Below are 16,965 nucleotides of genomic sequence, written 5' to 3'. Positions count from 1 at the left end.
CCTTCGATCAAGGCTGATGGAGGGGGTTCGGCACGCTCCCGTGCACGGCGGCGTGCGGGCGTTCGGGGCGGTCCCGGTAGCCGTCCAGGTGGAGCCGGTTGCGGTTGAGGCACAGCCGCTCGATGCGCGGGGCGAGCAGGTCGAACATCTCGTACCGCTCCTTGAGCCGCGGGGCACGCGCCTGATGGCGGAGGATCTCCGCGCGGACGAGCGACCAGAAGTCGCTCTCCGGGACGCCCAACTGCTCGTGGCAGAGCGGGGCGAGATAGCGGAAGACGCCCACGAAGAGCCCGGAATGGATGAACTGCGTGAGGAAGTCGGGGCGTTCGGTGAGCAGTACGTCCCTTACGTCGTCCGGCATCGACGTGTGCTCCGGAAGCGCCTCGGCGCTGACGTTGACGTCGTCGACGAAATCCTTCACCGCGAGCCGGACGGGTACGTCCTTGTCGTCGAAGACGACGATGGCGTTCTCCCCGTGAGGGGAGAACACGGTGCCGTACCGGTAAAGGAACTGAAGGAGCGGCGGCAGCAGCGCGGCGAAGAGATGGCGCAGCCAGACCTCGGGGGTGAGGCGCGAGCGCTCGACCAGCTCGGCGACGAAGGCCCTGCCGTGCGGGTCGGTGTGCAACAAGGAGGCGAGCGTGCGGGCGCGCTCATCGGGAGCGAGATACCGGCTGATCGGTTCGCGCCAGATGGCACCGAGCAGTTCCTTGTACTGGTACGGGACCTCGGGAAGGCCGTCGTACAGCGGGTGCGCGACGGTCACCGACGCGACCTCGCCGAGCAGGATCACCCGGCATTCGTCGCGCAGGAAGGGGTCGGCGTCGCGCAGGGCGTGCATCCAGGCGGTGACGGCGGGGGCGGCCAGGGTGCGCTCGGTCGGCAGCCCGCGCCACACCAGGGTGTTGAGGACCGAGAGCGGCAGCTTCACGGTGTGCCGGTCGGGGCGGGACACATTCAGGAACGTACGAATGGACTGCTGGGGCAGTCGCAGATCGCTGTCGGTGGTGAGCGGCACGATCGTTCCGGCGGCGACGGAAGGGGCGAAGAGGGGCAGGACGACGTCGTCCCATTGCCACGGGTGCACCGGCAGGTAGAGGTAGGCGTGCGGGTCGAGGCCGCGTGCCCTGAGTATGCCCGCGAAGGACTCCCTGGTGGCGGGGGTGAGTTCGCGTGCGTAGAGCCGCTCCGCGGTGTCCAGACCGGAGACGCCTCGGTATGCGGCGAGGTCGGTGTGGACCGCGATCCAGGGAAGCCGCGCGCTGAGGCGGGCCTCGGGGGCCCAGCGGGCGGTGTCACTGGCGGAGAACCCGATGCGGCCCTTGTTGAGGACGAGCCATGGGTGGCCGGTCTGATGCCCTTCGAGTTCCGCGTAGCCGAGGTCGGCCAGCTGTGCCGCGGTGAGGGCGGTCCGGTCGAGCCGGGCGTCGGCGGAGAGCGTGACGGTCAGCTCGCGGATGAGGTGGCCCAGCGTGGCGCCGTCGATGCCCAGGGTGCGGCGGGCGCGGGTGAGGAAGCGGAGAGGGTCGTCGAAGGGGCGCGGTGGTCCCTCACCCTCGGCCAGGGCCAGGCTGGCGGGGTCGACGTGCCAGCTGCCGTACGAGCCGCGGCGGGCGCGGAAGAGGAGACGGGGGGCCGCCGGTCGCTCGCCCTGTGAGTGGTTCCCGTACCCGTTTGCGTCTCCGTCTCTGCCTCTGTCCCCGTCATCGCCGGCGCTATCGCCAGCGGCATCGGCATCGGCATCGAGGCGGATGCTGTAGCTGTCCGTGTCGCCCGGCGGTCCGGTGGGGGCGGGCTCGATGATCTCTTCATAGGCGAACTCGCCGACCATTTTCGCGAGGAGGCGGCGCCCCGCCCTCGCCCATCTGTCCGGGGTCAGCTCGGGCGGGTCATGGAGAGCGGACGGTTCTCGGGACGTCGGGGGAACGGACGGATTCGGCACGGGGACTCCTCAGGGAGGGAACCGGATCAGGTCGAGCGGTGTACCAAGAGTGACGGGGTCATAGCACTGCGCGCAGGGCCCGGTCACGGACCATGAGCGCCGCGCGCTTGTCGGGGAGATCCACCTCGGCGGCAAAGCGGAAGCCGGCGCTCAGAAACGCGGAGACGGAGGGGGTGTTGCGCAGGTCGGGTTCTGCGATGACGCGTGCGCATGCGGCGCGACGGTCGAGCACAAGGTCGGCGACGGCTCTCAGCAGCGAGGTGCCGAGCCCCCGGCCGCGGTCGGCGACACCGCCGATGAGGAGGTGAAGACCGGTGTCGTGCGGGCGGGCCGGGTAATGGCGGGCCAGGGCGTCGAGGTCCGCGCGGTAGACCTCCCAGTAGCTCATCGGCGTGCCGTCCAGAACACCGAGGCAGGGGACGCTGCGGCCGTCGCCGTCGAACTGGTCGCGCAGATGCGCCTCTGTGACGGCATCGGGACCGGCCAGTTCCCAGAACGCCGCTACGGCGGGGTCGTTCATCCACCGGCTGATGAGAGGGAGATCGCGTTCGATGCGCACAGGGACGAGTTGAAAGACACCGGCAGAGGTGGTCGCGGGGCCCCAGTCGGCGACATGGTCCAGCAGATCCTCGGCCGACGAGGCGGCCGTCGGTGCCGGTGTCTGGGCAGAGGCTGCCGTGCGCGCCGCGCCGCTCGCGCCGAACAGGGCGATGAGCTCGTCCGGGAGACGTAGGTCCAGGGTGTCCTGGACGTCGGCCCGGTCTGCCCGTTCGGTCTGGTCGGCCCGATCGGCCCTGCCGACGGTGGAGGACTCGGTGGCGGACTCGGGGGTGGTCTCGGTTCCGGCGTCGGTGCTCGCATCGGGGGGAGGCGGAGGCACGGCGTCGCTCCTCTCAGAAAGGGTCGGTCATGTTCCTCAGGAATGAAGGGGGTTGGCGATGGAGACGTAGACGGACTGGGTGTCGACGGGGCCCACGAGCTCGTCGAGCCCGCGCAGCCGGGTCAGCAGATTGGCCTTGCAGCGCAGCACGGGTGAGTCGAGAAGCAGAGCGGGCAGCGGCGAACGCAGCGGAGCGGGACCGGAGACGACGTCGCCGAGGAAGCGGCGGAACCCGGCGAGCAACAGCTTCTCGTCGGCCAGACGCTGGGCGCCCAGCGCTCCGATGAGGCCAAGGACGTTGTTGATGCCGAGGTAGTAGGCGAAGCGCTCGTCCGCCACCTCGTCGGAGACGAACGTGTCGCTGTGCTCGCCGATGCCGGGGAGCCTTCGGTCGAGTTCGGCGCGGCGGGACTCGCGGAAGTAGTAGCCCTGGTTGTCGCGGTAGCGGCCGCCCACCGGCCAACCGTCGGGGTCGAGCAGCAGGAGCGTGTTCTGCTGGTGGGCCTCCAGGGCGACACCTGCCTCGCTGTCCAGCCACAGCACGGGGCGTACGACGTTCTCCAGGTAGCGCAGGAACCACTCCGTGGCGACGGCTCCCCGGGGGCGGCCCGTCCGTCCGGCGAGGCGGGTGACGATCTCGCCGAGCCGGGAGCGCATCGGGGCGCGGTCATGCCCGGTGGACTGCGGGGACGGTCGGGGCGAGACGAGTCCCGCGATGCAGGTGACGTCGTCGCCGGGACCGAAGGGATTGTGCCGGATCATGACGTCGAGCCCGGGGACGGGCGCGCCGTCGGGGCCGGTCACGGCGAGCCAGGCCGGGTCGCGGATCACGTCGAAGCCCGGGTGAGCCGCCTGCCACTGCTCGGCGAGGCCGCTGCGCAGCAGTCGGTGGACCTCGACGCCGCGGTGGAGTTCCTTGCGGAGATTCTCACGACGGGAGTTGGTGATGCGTAGGCCGAGCGAGAGCTTCAGCATGGCTGCGGCGCCCGAGCGGTAGAGGGTGCGCACGGAGGAGGTCGGGTACCACGGTGCGCCGTGGGAGCCGAGGTCCTGGAGGAGTCCGGCTTCCAGGAGCGCGGCGGTCGCGGGGCGATGTCTGAGCTCACGCATCTGCCACGGGTGCAGGGGCAGGGCGGCGCGGCCTTCCGGCAGCGGCAGGTCCGGGCCCGCGAGGCGGGCGGTGAGCTGCTCGGCAGGGAGGGTGCGGCCACGCTCGGTCCAGGCTGAGTCCGCGGCGAGTACGGAGGGGTCGACGGCGAGCCAGTGCAGTGCGAAGGCGCCGCGCAACTCCGGTGAGTAGAGCCGGGATTCGGTGTCGGAGAGCCCCTCGCGGCTCTTCGGCGTCGGGTGCAGGGGGTGGCCGAGGAGCAGAGACTGTTCGGCGGCGAGGAAGAGGTCGGGCTCGTCACCGGGGTTGTTCCGGCGGTCGGCGATGAAGGTCGCGGTGCGCCGCACCGAGTCGGCGACGCGGCCGACGAGGTCCCCTCCCTCGACCCGCTCGTCGTCGCTGCCGGCGCCGAGGAGGGAGTCGGCTCCGCTGCCGGTGCCGGTCCCAGAGCTGGTGCCGGTGCCGGTGCCGGTGTTAGAGCTGGTGCCGGAGTCGGAGTCGGAGTGGCCGGGCTCGCCTTGCACGGCGGCCTCTGCCTGCGCCCCTGCCTGTGCCTCTCCCTGCGCCTCCGCCCAGCCTTCCGCCCACCCCGCTGCCTGCGCCTCCGGATCAGCGGCTCCGCTGCGTTGGCCCGTCTCTCGGCCCAGGAGAGCGGCGACGGTGACGGCGTCGGCCGGGGGTGCGCTCTGAGGACCGTCCTCCAGGTACGGGAGGCCGAACCGGTGCCAGCCGGTGGCCGACCAGTAGTGCACGGGGACCAGCAGAGCGGTACCACTGGCGTCGAGCGGGATGCGCAGGGCGCCGTGCTCCGGGGCCGGGAAGTCGTTCTCGCGCACCCAGCAGCGCAGGAGGTTCTCGATGGCCGCCACCTGCGCGGCGGTGTGCGGATCCGGGTGATCCAGGAGGTCGGCGGTCGCGCCTCGCAGCTGCTCGGCCCGCCCGCCTTCCTTCTGCCGGGGGACCGTACCGGCCTCCGCCACCAGCGCGGATCGCTTGCCGCACGCGCCTGGGACGTGAGGTTGGGGTGGGCCTTCGGATGCGGGGGTGGCGTTCAAGAGGGCTTCCTTGTGGGGTCGTTCGGGCTCCGGGGCGACGGGTCGGAGCTGTGCTGATGTCTCTTGGCCGCCCGCGGGACGGCCGGGGTCCGCCGTGGCTATGCGTAGTGCGGGCGCGCTGCCGCGGAGATCGCCTCGGCGAGGCGGTCCAAGATCGCGGTCGCCTGCTCGTCCGTGATGGTGAGAGGAGGAAGGAGACGTACGACGCTGGAGTGGCGTCCGCCCAGCTCGACGATGAGTCCGCGGCTCAGGCATTCCCGCTGCACCGCGGCGGCGAGTTCGGGTGCCGGAGGAAGCGGCCGCGGAGAGCGGCCCAGGAAGCTGACGGGCCCCGCAGACCCGGCGGATTCAGACGGCCCGGCCGATTTGGCAGGCACGGCCGATTCGGCAGGCACGGCGGATTCGGCAGGCACGGCGGGTCCAGCGGGCAGATGGCGCTCAGCCGGTACGCCGCTCGACGTGCCACCTGAGATAGCGGCCGAAAGGCCATCTGAGATGCCGAGTTGGTCCGCGCCGCCCGGGTCCACGAGTTCGACGCCGATCATCAGGCCGCTGCCCCGGACGTCGCCGACGCAGGGATGCCCGGCGGCCAGGGACCGCAGTTGGGCGAGCATGCGGGCGCCCAGGACTCCCGCGCGTTCCGCGAGGCCGTTCTCACGGACGTACGCGAGGGTGGCCGAACCGGCCGCCATGGCGAGCTGGTTGCCGCGGAACGTGCCCGCGTGGGCGCCGGGCGGCCAGACGTCGAGGTCGTCGCGGTAGACCACGACGGCCAGCGGCAGACTGCCGCCGATCGCCTTGGAGAGCACCATCACATCCGGGACGATGCCGCTGTGCTCGACGGCCCAGAAGGTGCCGGTGCGCCCGACGCCGGTCTGGACCTCGTCCGCGATGAGCGGGATCGAGCGTGCGGCGGTGATCTCGCGCATCCGGCGCAGCCAGTCGGCGGGGGCGGGGATCACACCGCCCTCGCCCTGCACGGGTTCGAGGATCATCCCGGCCGGATGCGGTACGCCGGACTTGGGGTCGTCGAGGAGGCTCTCGGTCCAGCGGGCCGCGAGTTCGGCGCCGTCCGCGCCGCCGATGCCGAACGGGCAGCGGTAGTCCTGCGGGTAGGGCAGGCGCGCCACGCGTACGTCCTGTGCGCCACCGGATGCTTCGAGCGCCCCTGCCGTCATCCCGTGGTAGGCGCCGGTGAAGGCGAGCATGCCGTCGCGCCCGGTCGCCGTACGCACGAGTTTGAGCGCGGCCTCCACCGCGTCGGTGCCGGCGGGGCCGCAGAACTGGATCCGCGCGCGGTCCGCGAGTCCGCGGGGCAGCGTGCGGAACAGCTCGGTGGTGAAGGCGTCCTTGACCGGCGTGGCCAGGTCGAGGACGTGCAGCGGCGCCCCCGAGTCGAGGACCTTTCTGATCGCTTCGAGCACGACCGGATGGTTGTGCCCGAGGGCCAGGGTCCCCGCGCCCGAGAGACAGTCGAGGTAGCGCTGTCCGTCGGCGCCCTCGATCGTCAGACCGCGCGCCCGTACCGGCACGATCGGCAGGGCGCGCGCATAGGTGCGCGCCGCCGACTCGCGCGCCGACTGGCGTCGCAGGATCCCCTCGTGTGCTGCGGAGTGCGCCGCGGAAACCGCCGCGGGTGCCGGCTCGGTCACGGCCACGACTGTTGGTCCTCCCGCTGGGAATGGGCGCTTCCCACTCGATCTGGGCGAGCGCGCCGACGAGTTGGCAGGGGAGATGAACGCAGGCCGCCAGTCCCCCGTACGTACCAACGACGGGAGCTGCGGAGAAACACGGGTGATCGGAAGATCCTTGCCGTGACGGAACCGTTGCCGTTCCGTCGGCAGTCCCCTACGGCACCGGCATAGTGTGAGGTGCCGTTCATCCGCGGCAGGGTGTGCAGCGCCACGGAAGCACGGTGGCCGACGCGCCGTGCGGCACGCGGTGTCCGGCATGTGAACGATCTCGAAGCCCAGGGGGAATCTCTCTATGCGACCCATACGTCCGCTCAAGACCGATCGTCGTGGGAGGAGTGCCCGCGGCAGAACCTCCCCCGTGGCGGCGGCTGTCGCCATCGGCGCGGCGCTCGTTCTGACCGCGACGGCCTGTGGCCCGAGCGAGGACAACGCGGGCGACGAGCCGTCCGCCTCCCAGCCCGCCGACAACGGCAACGACGACGGCAAGGTCAAGATCCCCCAGGACATCCAGGACCGGCTCAAGGAGCACGGCATCGACCTGGACAAGTGGAAGGACGGGGCCTGGAAGAACTGGGACAAGGACGACTGGCTCCGCGAGGCCGGCGACTACGTCAACCCGATCATCGACGGTCTGTGGGACTCGGACCGCATGCGGGACGCGGACAAGAACCCCGACCGCGGTGTCGAGGACAACGACATCTCCGGTGACCAGGGCGTGACCGACCCGACGCCCGAGCCGGTGGAGGCGGCGGCCCTGAAGACGCCGTACGACGCCAGCGCCCCCGCCTCGGGCAAGCTGTTCTTCGACGGCCCCGAGGGCTCGATGGTCTGTTCGGCCACCGTCGTGAAGGACCCGGCGCACCCGGGCAAGTCCAACATGGTGTGGACCGCGGGTCACTGCGTGCACGCCGGCGCCGACGGCGGCTGGTACCGCAACATCGCCTTCGTGCCCTCGTACAACAACGGCGGCAAGTCGGCCGCCGAGTTGGAGAACGCCCCCAAGGAAGAGGTGGCTCCGCACGGCGTCTGGTGGGGTGACTGGGCACAGACCTCCGACCAGTGGATCGAGAAGGGCGGCCCGACGGGCGGCGCCGGCGCGCCGTACGACTTCGCGGTCATCCACGTGACGCCCGAGAAGGGCAGTGAGGGCCAGTCCCTCGAGGAGCAGGTCGGTTCGGCGCTCCCGGTGGACTTCAACGCCCCGGCCGTGCCCCAGATCGCCGACATGACGGCGACCGGCTACCCGGCGGCTCCGCCGTTCGACGGCCAGAAGGCGTTCCAGTGCGCCGACAAGCCGGGCCGGCTCTCGATCAGCAAGCCCGACCCGACGATGTACCGCATCGGCTGCACGATGACCGGCGGTTCGTCCGGCGGCGGCTGGGTCGCCCAGGGTTCGCAGGGCGAGCCCGCCCTGGTCTCCAACACCTCCATCGGCCCGGTGACGGCCGGCTGGCTGGCCGGACCGCGGCTCGGCAAGGAAGCCAAGGGCATCTACGGCGCGGTCAGCAAGAAGTTCGCCGACCAGTAGCCGCCCGGTAATCGCCTGATGTACGACGGCGGGGTCGCCGGAAACCTTCACGACCCCGCCGTCATTCGTCCCCCATCTCAAGGGCATAGTGGGGTGTCGCGTCGGCGGGGGCTCCCGGAGCTTCCACGCCGACACATGACAAGTACATGGCAATTGCAGCAATCACACGTTCAATTCGGGGGTTACAGCACCATGCGTTCCACTCGTGCGCCCTTCGCGCGCAGTCGCGGGCGGCGTCTCGCACTCGCCGCCACCGGGCTCGCCGCGACCCTGGCACTCACCGCCACGGCCTGCGGTCCCACCGACGACAAGGCCAGTGACAAGGCCGATTCCGGTACCTCCCAGGGCGCGGAAGGCGCGGACAAGGGCTCCGACACCGGTTCCGACACCAAGCTGCCCGGCGACATCGCCGACAAGCTCAAGGACCACGGCATCGACCCGGACAAGTGGAAGGACGGGGCCTGGAAGAACTGGAACAAGGACGACTGGCTCCGCGAGTCCAAGGACTTCGTCAATCCGGTCATCGAGGGGCTCTGGAAGCCCGAGCGGATGAAGGACGCCAAGGACCCGAACAAGACGATCGCCGCGAAGGACGCCGCCGCCGACCAGGGCGCGACCGACCCCGAGCCGTCGCCGGTCCAGGCCAAGCGCGAGAAGACGCCGTACCACGAGAACGCCGCCCCGGTCGGCAAGATCTTCTTCGACGCCCCCGAGGGCTCGATGGTCTGCTCCGGCACGGTCGTGAAGGACCCGCGCAACCCGGGCAAGTCCAACCTCGTGTGGACCGCGGGCCACTGCGTGCACGCCGGTTCCGCCGGTGGCTGGTACCGCAACATCACCTTCGTGCCTGCCTACAACGACCTCGGCAAGTCCGAGGCCGAGCTGAGCAACGCCGCCCCGCAGGAAGTCGCCCCCTACGGCCAGTACTGGGCCGACTGGGTCTCCACCTCCGCCGAGTGGATCGACCAGGGCGCCGCTTCGGGCGGTGCCGGTGCGCCGTACGACTACGCCGTGATGCACGTGAAGCCGAAGCAGGGCGCCAAGTCCCTCGAGGAGACGGTCGGCAACGCGCTGGCGGTCGACTTCACGACTCCGTCGGCGCAGAGCGTGAGCTCGATGGGCGCCTGGGGCTACCCCGCCGCTCCCCCGTACAACGGCCAGATCATGCACAAGTGCATCGACAAGCCGGGCCGTCTCTCGCTGGCCTCCACCCAGCCGACGATGTACCGCATCGGCTGCACCATGACCGGCGGTTCGTCCGGCGGCGGCTGGTTCCGGATGGTGGGCGGCAAGACCCAGCTGGTCTCGAACACCTCGATCGGCCCGGCCGAGAACACCTGGCTGGCCGGACCGCAGCTGGGCAAGGGCGCCGAGCAGGTCTACGACATGATGAGCGAGAAGTACGGCTCCCAGTAGCCGCCCGGCAGGCGAGAGCCGCACCTGAACACATCGCGCGTGACGCGGCGAAGGCCCGCCCCCTACGAGAGGGGGCGGGCCTTCGCCCTGTGGTGCACACCGCGTGAACCGCGTGAACTACGCCTGCCGGGGCCTGCGCTCAGCCCGCGACCGGGACGTACGGCGTGAGGTCCGCCGCCAGTTCCTCGTGCACCCGCGCCTTGAGCAGCGTGCCCTCGGCGGTGTGCTCCTCGGAGAGCACCTCGCCCTCGGCGTGCGCCCGCGAGATGAGCTGCCCCTGCGTGTACGGCACGAGGGCCTCGATCTCGACCTCGGGCCGCGGCAGTTCGGCGTCGATCAGCGCGAGCAGCTCTTCGATGCCCATGCCGGTGCGCGCGGAGACCGCGATCGCGTGCTTCTCGTTGCGCAGCAGCCGCTGGAGGACCAGTGGATCGGCCGCGTCCGCCTTGTTCACGATCACGATCTCGGGCACGTTCGTCGCGCCCACATCGCGGATCACCTCGCGCACGGCGGCCAGCTGCTCCTCCGGAACCGGGTGCGAACCGTCCACCACGTGCAGGATCAGGTCGGACTCGCCGACCTCTTCCATCGTGGAGCGGAACGCCTCGACGAGGTGGTGCGGCAGATGCCGTACGAACCCGACGGTGTCGGCCAGGGTGTAGATCCGGCCACTCGGCGTCTCGGCCCGGCGCACGGTCGGGTCGAGGGTGGCGAACAGGGAGTTCTCCACCAGGACGCCCGCGCCCGTGAGTCGGTTGAGCAGGGAGGACTTGCCCGCGTTCGTGTAACCGGCGATCGCGACCGAGGGCACCTTGTTGCGCTTGCGCTCCTGGCGCTTGATCTCGCGGCCCGTCTTCATCTCCGCGATCTCCCGGCGCATCTTCGCCATCTTCTCGCGGATCCGACGGCGGTCCGTCTCGATCTTGGTCTCACCGGGACCACGGGTCGCCATGCCGCCGCCACCGCTGGATCCGCCGCCGCCCATCTGACGGGAGAGCGACTGACCCCAGCCGCGCAGGCGCGGGAGCATGTACTGCATCTGGGCGAGGGCGACCTGCGCCTTGCCCTCTCGGGACTTCGCGTGCTGGGCGAAGATGTCGAGGATCAGGGCGGTCCTGTCGACCACCTTGACCTTGACGACGTCTTCGAGGTGGATCAGCTGGCCGGGGCTCAGCTCACCGTCACAGACGACGGTGTCGGCCCCGGTCTCGAGGACGATGTCACGCAGCTCAAGAGCCTTGCCGGATCCGATGTACGTGGCCGGGTCGGGCTTGTCGCGGCGCTGGATGACGCCGTCGAGCACGAGCGCGCCCGCCGTCTCGGCGAGTGCGGCCAGCTCGGCGACCGAGTTCTCCGCGTCCTGCACTGTGCCCGAGGTCCACACGCCGACGAGCACCACTCGCTCCAGACGGAGCTGTCGGTACTCGACTTCGGTGACGTCCTCGAGCTCGGTGGAGAGGCCGGCGACGCGGCGCAGGGCCGCGCGCTCGGAGCGGTCGAACTGATCGCCGTCCCGCTCTCCGTCGATCTCGTGGCTCCAGGCGACGTCCTCTTCCATCAGGGCATCGGCCCGAAGACCTTCGGGGTAGTTCTGCGCGAGGCTCTGCGCGTCCTGGGAAGGGGAAGAAGAGGAGGTCATTGGATCCTTACGTCGATGGGATTCGTCATAGTGGTCAACGCTCCGGGCCGCCCCGAGATTCCCCGGTCCGGCCGGCACCGGCCCTGAGATCCCCCCGAAGGGTTTTCCCGGACCCGCGGCGGCGCCGACCTGAAGATGGTTGCACGGAACGGCCCGTCTCGTCACATGGGTTATTTCCCTGCGGGAGCGGCCTTACGCCAGTCCGGGTGCCCCGGCATCGGAGGCGTCTTCGCGCCGTACAGCCAGGGGTCGAGGAATCCGCTCAGATCGCGTCCCGCGGTCGACGAGGCGAGCCGTACGAAGTCCGCGGTCGTCGCGTTCCCGTCCCGGTGGTCGCGCACCCAGTCCCGCTCCAGGCGGTCGAAGTTCTCCTGTCCGATCTCCTGCCGCAGCGCGTAGAGCACCAGAGCGCTGCCGTCGTACACGACAGGGCGGAAGATGCTGATCTTCTGCCCCGGCGCGGGCCCCTTCGGCGCGGCCGGCGGCCCGCCCGCCGCACGCCAGCTGTCCGACTGCCGGTAGGCCTCGCGCATCCGCTTCTGGAGGGGCTTCTTCGACTTCTCCTCGGCGAAGAGTGCCTCGTACCAGGTGGCGTGTCCTTCGTTGAGCCAGAGATCGGACCAGGAGCTCGGGCTCACGCTGTCGCCGAACCACTGGTGCGCCAGCTCGTGCACCATGATCGAGTCCACGTACCACTCGGGGAACTCGGGCCGCTTGAACAGGTCGCTCTCGAAAAGGGAGAGGGTCTGCGTCTCGAGCTCGAAGCCGGTCTGCGCCTGCGCCATCAGCACTCCGTACGTCTCGAAGGGATAGCGGCCGACCTTCTTCTCCATCCAGTCGATCTGGTCCGGCGTCTTCTTCAGCCAGCGCTCCATCGCCTTGCGGTCCTTGGTGGGCACCACATCGCGTACGGGCAGGCCGTTCGGCCCGGAGCGGTGCACCACGGTGGAGCGGCCGATGGAGACCTGCGCCAGTTCCGTCGCCATGGGGTGACGGGTGCGGAAGGCCCGGGTCGTGGTGGACCCGGTGTGCGCCGTGGCGACGGGCAGACCGTTGGCGACGGCGGTGAGCCCCTTCGGGGTGGTGATGCGGAACGTGAACTGTGCCTTGTCGGCGGGGTGGTCGTTGCACGGGAACACGCGATGCCCGGCATCGGCCTGATTGGCCATGGCGAGCCCGTCGGCGGTGGGCACCCAGCCGCCGTCCCGGTCCTTCGTGGGCCGGGGGTCACTGGTGTGCCGCACCGTGATCCGCATCCGCTCGCCCCGGCCCAGCGGCCGCGACGGCGTGACGGCCAGGTCCTCACCGGTGGTCTCGAAGCGGGCGGGAGATCCGTTGACGTCGACGGAGCGGACCTTGCCGTGCGCGAAGTCGAGGTTGACCCGCTGCATCGTGGCGCTCGTGCGGGCGTCGATCACCGTCACGGCGTCGAGCGGCTTCTTGTTGTCGCCGCGGTAGGTGAAGGCGATGTCGTACGCCAGGACGTCGTACCCGGGATTGCCCAGGTGCGGGAAGAGCCGGTCGCCGATGCCGAGCGGCCTGGCCGGTGACGGCGCGCTCGCGGCGAGGAGGGTGGCGGAGGTGACCGCGGCCAGGAGCGCGGTCGCGATGCGAAGAGTCTTCGGCCGCGAGGCCTTGACCCGGGGGGTGAGCAGCATGAACTACCGCTATCAGCGCGGGCCTTCCGCACCGGTGTCGGCGCGCGTCGCACCACTCGAACGAGTCGCCAGTAGGCGGCGCAGGCGACGCCGAGGCCCCGTGGCGCGCTGCTACGAAGGCGCCGCCGTCGGGTGCTGGGCACGGCTGACGTCGTACACCCCGGGCACCGCGCGCATCGCGCGCATCAGCCCCGGAAGGTGGGCCGCGTCCGGCAGTTGCAGCGTGTACGTGTGGCGCACACGCTGCTGGGTCGGCGGCTCGACGGTCGCCGACATGATCTCGACGCCCTCCATGGCGATGGCTTCGGTGAGGTCGGCCAGCAGATGCGCCCGTCCGAACGACTCGGCGATCAGCGTCACCCGGCACTCCGCGCTGTCTCCCCAGCGCACTCCGACCTCGGGGCGCCCCACCTCCTTCATGCGCCCGACGGCGGGACACTCGACGCGGTGCACGGTGACGACGCCGCCGCGCACGGCGAAGGCGGTCACCTCGTCCGGCGGCACGGGCGTACAGCAGCCCGCGAGCCGGACGCTCGCGCCTTCCCTGTCGACGACGGCGTTCGCCGCGGCGGGGCGCGGGAAGTCGGCGGCCTGCGGCGGGGGCGAGGGCTTCTCCGGGGTGGAGGCCGCGGGAGCCGACGCGGGCGTGGGGTGGGTCGTGAGCCAGCGGCGGATGGCGATCCGGGCGCCGGGCGTGCGGGCGTGGTCGAGCCACTCGCGCGATGGCCCCGATGCCGCGTCCTGCCCCATGAGCAGCTGGACCGTGTCGCCGTCATGCAGGACGGTGCTCAGCGTCGCCAGGCGGCCGTTGACACGTGCTCCGATGCAGGCGTGGGCGTCCTCGCCGTACTGGGCATAGGCGGCGTCCACGCAGCTCGCACCGGCGGGCAGGCCGAGCGTGCCGCCGTCGGGGCGGAAGACGGCGATCTCGCGGTCCTGGGCGAGGTCTTCGCGCAGCGTGGACCAGAACGTGTCCGGGTCGGGGGCCGCCTCCTGCCAGTCGAGCAGGCGGGAGAGCCAGCCGGGCCGGGTCGGGTCGGCGCGCTCGCCCTCGACGGCGACGTCCGAAGAGGCGTCGGGACCGGCATCGGACTGCTCCTCCGAAGGAGGAGCGTACGGATTGCGCAGGGCGACGACGCCGGCCTCGGCCACCTTGTGCATCTGGTGCGTACGGATGAGGACTTCGGCGACCTCTCCGTCCGGGCGGGCCACGGCCGTGTGCAGCGACTGGTAGAGGTTGAACTTCGGGACGGCGATGAAGTCCTTGAACTCCGAGACCACCGGCGTGAAGCACGTGTGCAGCTCTCCGAGGACGCCGTAACAGTCCGCGTCCTCGTTCACCAGGACCAGGAGCCGTCCGAAGTCCGCCGCGCGCATCTCGCCGCGTTTGCGGTGCACCCGGTGGACCGAGACGAAGTGCCGTGGCCTGATGAGGACTTCGGCGGCGATCCCGGCCTCGCGCAGCACCGCGCGGACGTCGTCCGCCGTCCCTTCGAGCGGGTCGCCGCCACCCACCGCGTTGGCCGCGATCAGCTCCTGGACCTGGGAGTACTCCTCCGGGTGGAGGATCGCGAAGACGAGGTCCTCCAGCTCGGTCTTGAGCGCCTGCACACCGAGGCGTTCGGCGAGCGGAATGAGCACGTCCCGCGTCACCTTGGCGATCCGGGCCTGCTTCTCGGGACGCATGACGCCGAGCGTGCGCATGTTGTGCAGGCGGTCGGCCAGCTTGATCGACATGACGCGTACGTCGTTGCCGGTGGCCACCAGCATCTTGCGGAAGGTCTCCGGCTCGGCGGCCGCTCCGTAGTCGACCTTCTCCAGCTTCGTGACGCCGTCGACCAGATAGCAGACGTCGTCGCCGAATTCCGTACGCACCTGATCGAGCGTCACATCCGTGTCCTCGACGGTGTCGTGGAGCAGGGACGCGGTCAGGGTGGTGGTCTCGGCGCCCAGCTGGGCGAGGATCAGGGTCACCGCGAGCGGATGTGTGATGTACGGCTCACCGCTCTTGCGCATCTGGCCGCGGTGGGACGACTCCGCAAGGACCCACGCACGCCTCAACGGCTCCAGATCCGCGTCCGGATAGTGCGCGCGATGGGCTTCCGCCACATGGCCGATCGCATCCGGCAAACGGTCCCGGGTGGCGGGCCCCATGAGGGCCGCGCGGCCGAGCCTGCGCAGGTCAAGCCGCGGACGACCGCGCCTGCGCTGCGCACCGGGCGTCACGGGGCCAGACATCGCAGGGTTTGTAGCCTCCGCACTCATGGGCACCTCCGGCTGCTCCGACCGGCGGTGAGCGGACGACGGCGTGCTCCGTCCGGGCCGGTGCTTGATGCTACCGAGCCCATCACGCGCCGCTGACCGCCTCTCGCCGAGCGTGAAACGGATCACCCATTCGAGCGACAGTTCACGGGTTTACAGTTTCGAACCATTCCGCGTCGATCTCGCCTTCGGCGACGATCACCGCGGGGCCCGTCATCTCGATCTCGCCGTCGGGCCGCTCGGTGATGACCAGGCTCCCACCAGGCAGATCGACGGTGTACGTAACCGGCGAACCGGTCGCTGCGGGGTCGGCCCCGTCCCTGCGGGCCGCGGCGACGGCCACGGCGCACGCGCCCGTGCCGCACGAGCGGGTCTCACCGGCGCCGCGCTCGTGCACGCGCATGGCGACGTGACGCACGCCACGGTCGACGACGAACTCGACGTTCACACCGTCCGGGTAGGCCGAAGCCGGGCTGAACGGCGGTGCGTCGTACAGGTTTCCCGCGTCGGACAGGTCGTCCACGAAGGCGACCGCGTGCGGATTGCCCATGCTCACGTTGCGCGCGGGCCAGTGCCGGTCGGCCACGGAGACGGTGACCTCCCCTTCGGGGAGGAACGCCTTGCCCATGCCGACGGTGATGTCCCCGCCGGTCGCGGCCTTGGCGATGTGCACGGTCTTCACGCCGCCACGGGTCGCGACGGCCAGGTCGCCCTCGCCCACCAGTCCGGCATGCTGCAGATAGCGGGCGAAGACGCGCACTCCGTTGCCGCACATCTCGGCGATCGAACCGTCGCCGTTGCGGTAGTCCATGAACCACTCGGCCTCGGCGGCCAGATGGCGCACCTCCGGGTGCGCCGCGGAACGCACGACGTGCAGCAGGCCGTCGCCCCCGATGCCCGCGCGGCGGTCGCACAGGGCGGCCACGGCGGCCGGGGGCAGCTCGACGGCGTTGTCGGGGTCCGGGACGATCACGAAGTCGTTCTCGGTCCCGTGCCCCTTGAGGAAGGCGATCCGCGTGCTCATTCCTCGATCGTACGGGGTAGCCAGGACACTCGGTCCGTACGGTGCCTGTCAGCGCTCTGACCTCGTACGACGCGGTCAGCGAAGGCGGGCTACGCGCCACACGGCGAGGACGGCCACGGCGATGAACACCAGGGCGTACGCGGAGACGATCCGCCAGTCCGGGCGGCCTCCGGAACCGCGCTCCGGCAGCCCCGGCCAGGTGTGCCCCACGCGGCGCGCGGCCATCATGCCCCAGCCCGCGGCGCAGCAGCTGATCAGGAGTCCGAGCATGGCGACGACGGCGCCGCCGTCACCGAACTCGAAGGCCAGCGGGAAGGCGAACATCAGCGATCCGGCGGCGGCCAGGACGACGATCGGCGCGAGCTGCCAGATGCGCAGACGGCGCTGCGGGCGCAGTTCGACCTCGACCTCGGCCGCGGCCATCTGGTCCGCTCCGGGTCCGTCGTCGGTCACGCCGTCCGGGGGCCCGTCGGGGCCGTCCGGAGTCAGCTCGCCGCCGTCATGTGCGGTGTCACGAGGGCCGGCCTCCATCGCCATCCGCCCTCCCACTTCGGACTCCACTGGTCGATTGATGGTCGATGATGGCACGGCGCCAGGGGCCGGGATGACCGCCGGAGCGTCCCGATGCCATCACGTGATCAGGCTGTTATGGCCCTGCTTGAGGGTTCCTGCAGGTCAGATGCCTGCTGCTGGTCGGCGAGTCAGCAAAAGGTCAACAATAAGCCCAGGTCAGCGACCGATTACAGGTCGAGACCGAAC

At 70.7% G+C, this 16,965-nt stretch carries 11 protein-coding genes; 2 read left to right on the top strand and 9 right to left on the bottom strand.

Annotated features, from left to right (window positions below):
* Positions 1-7 precede the first annotated feature (7 nt).
* The 4 genes from ACIGXX_RS37575 to ACIGXX_RS37560 form a co-directional block, all read right to left on the bottom strand.
* Complete coding sequence (locus tag ACIGXX_RS37575) at positions 8-1,942, bottom strand: IucA/IucC family protein (RefSeq protein WP_399982692.1); 1,935 nt, start codon at positions 1,940-1,942, stop codon at positions 8-10.
* Between the two features lie 58 nt (positions 1,943-2,000).
* Positions 2,001-2,822, bottom strand: coding sequence for a GNAT family N-acetyltransferase (locus tag ACIGXX_RS37570; protein ID WP_361468264.1), 822 nt, complete (start codon positions 2,820-2,822; stop codon positions 2,001-2,003).
* 36 nt (positions 2,823-2,858) lie between these two features.
* The gene (locus tag ACIGXX_RS37565) at positions 2,859-4,985 is read right to left on the bottom strand and encodes an IucA/IucC family protein (protein ID WP_399982688.1); all 2,127 of its coding nucleotides are present in this window, start codon (positions 4,983-4,985) and stop codon (positions 2,859-2,861) included.
* A 98-nt stretch (positions 4,986-5,083) separates the two neighbouring features.
* A complete protein-coding gene (locus tag ACIGXX_RS37560) occupies positions 5,084-6,643 on the bottom strand; it encodes a diaminobutyrate--2-oxoglutarate transaminase family protein (RefSeq protein ID WP_399982685.1) in 1,560 nt (519 codons plus the stop codon).
* A 328-nt stretch (positions 6,644-6,971) separates the two neighbouring features.
* On the opposite strand from ACIGXX_RS37560, the gene ACIGXX_RS37555 reads away from it, so the two are divergent.
* Positions 6,972-8,207 (top strand): hypothetical protein, encoded by a 1,236-nt coding sequence (locus ACIGXX_RS37555; protein ID WP_361468270.1) that lies wholly within the window; start codon positions 6,972-6,974, stop codon positions 8,205-8,207.
* A gap of 192 nt (positions 8,208-8,399) precedes the next feature.
* Positions 8,400-9,623: a hypothetical protein gene (locus ACIGXX_RS37550; RefSeq protein ID WP_361468272.1), complete on the top strand. Its 1,224-nt coding sequence runs from the start codon at positions 8,400-8,402 to the stop codon at positions 9,621-9,623.
* Between the two features lie 139 nt (positions 9,624-9,762).
* Here the strand turns inward: ACIGXX_RS37550 and hflX are convergent, their stop codons facing one another.
* From hflX to ACIGXX_RS37525, 5 genes are all read right to left on the bottom strand, one after another.
* Positions 9,763-11,262, bottom strand: a complete 1,500-nt coding sequence (gene hflX / locus ACIGXX_RS37545) for a GTPase HflX (RefSeq protein WP_361468276.1) — start codon at positions 11,260-11,262, stop codon at positions 9,763-9,765.
* A gap of 170 nt (positions 11,263-11,432) precedes the next feature.
* Positions 11,433-12,920 (bottom strand): M1 family metallopeptidase, encoded by a 1,488-nt coding sequence (locus ACIGXX_RS37540; RefSeq protein WP_361468279.1) that lies wholly within the window; start codon positions 12,918-12,920, stop codon positions 11,433-11,435.
* 111 nt (positions 12,921-13,031) lie between these two features.
* On the bottom strand, positions 13,032-15,185 hold the full coding sequence (locus tag ACIGXX_RS37535; RefSeq protein WP_361468282.1) for an HD domain-containing protein: 2,154 nt from the start codon (positions 15,183-15,185) through the stop codon (positions 13,032-13,034).
* A 142-nt stretch (positions 15,186-15,327) separates the two neighbouring features.
* Positions 15,328-16,206: a diaminopimelate epimerase gene (gene dapF / locus ACIGXX_RS37530; RefSeq protein WP_383823923.1), complete on the bottom strand. Its 879-nt coding sequence runs from the start codon at positions 16,204-16,206 to the stop codon at positions 15,328-15,330.
* 75 nt (positions 16,207-16,281) lie between these two features.
* A complete protein-coding gene (locus ACIGXX_RS37525; RefSeq protein WP_351173525.1) occupies positions 16,282-16,743 on the bottom strand; it encodes a hypothetical protein in 462 nt (153 codons plus the stop codon).
* Between the last annotated feature and the right edge of the window lie 222 nt (positions 16,744-16,965).

The sequence above is a fragment of the Streptomyces sp. NPDC055243 genome (assembly GCF_044544025.1).
Lineage (GTDB): Bacteria > Actinomycetota > Actinomycetes > Streptomycetales > Streptomycetaceae > Streptomyces.
Note: the sequence above shows the minus strand (reverse complement) of the source record. Positions and strands in the feature narration are given on the sequence as shown.

Excerpts from the sequence above, each read along its gene's own strand:
- ACIGXX_RS37535 (WP_361468282.1), bottom strand. The coding sequence starts at position 15,185 with ATGAGTGCGGAGGCTACAAACCCTGCGATGTCTGGCCCCGTGACGCCC.
- ACIGXX_RS37540 (WP_361468279.1), bottom strand. The coding sequence starts at position 12,920 with ATGCTGCTCACCCCCCGGGTCAAGGCCTCGCGGCCGAAGACTCTTCGC.
- dapF (WP_383823923.1), bottom strand. The coding sequence starts at position 16,206 with ATGAGCACGCGGATCGCCTTCCTCAAGGGGCACGGGACCGAGAACGAC.
- ACIGXX_RS37555 (WP_361468270.1), top strand. The coding sequence starts at position 6,972 with ATGCGACCCATACGTCCGCTCAAGACCGATCGTCGTGGGAGGAGTGCC.
- ACIGXX_RS37550 (WP_361468272.1), top strand. The coding sequence starts at position 8,400 with ATGCGTTCCACTCGTGCGCCCTTCGCGCGCAGTCGCGGGCGGCGTCTC.
- ACIGXX_RS37525 (WP_351173525.1), bottom strand. The coding sequence starts at position 16,743 with ATGGCGATGGAGGCCGGCCCTCGTGACACCGCACATGACGGCGGCGAG.
- hflX (WP_361468276.1), bottom strand. The coding sequence starts at position 11,262 with ATGACCTCCTCTTCTTCCCCTTCCCAGGACGCGCAGAGCCTCGCGCAG.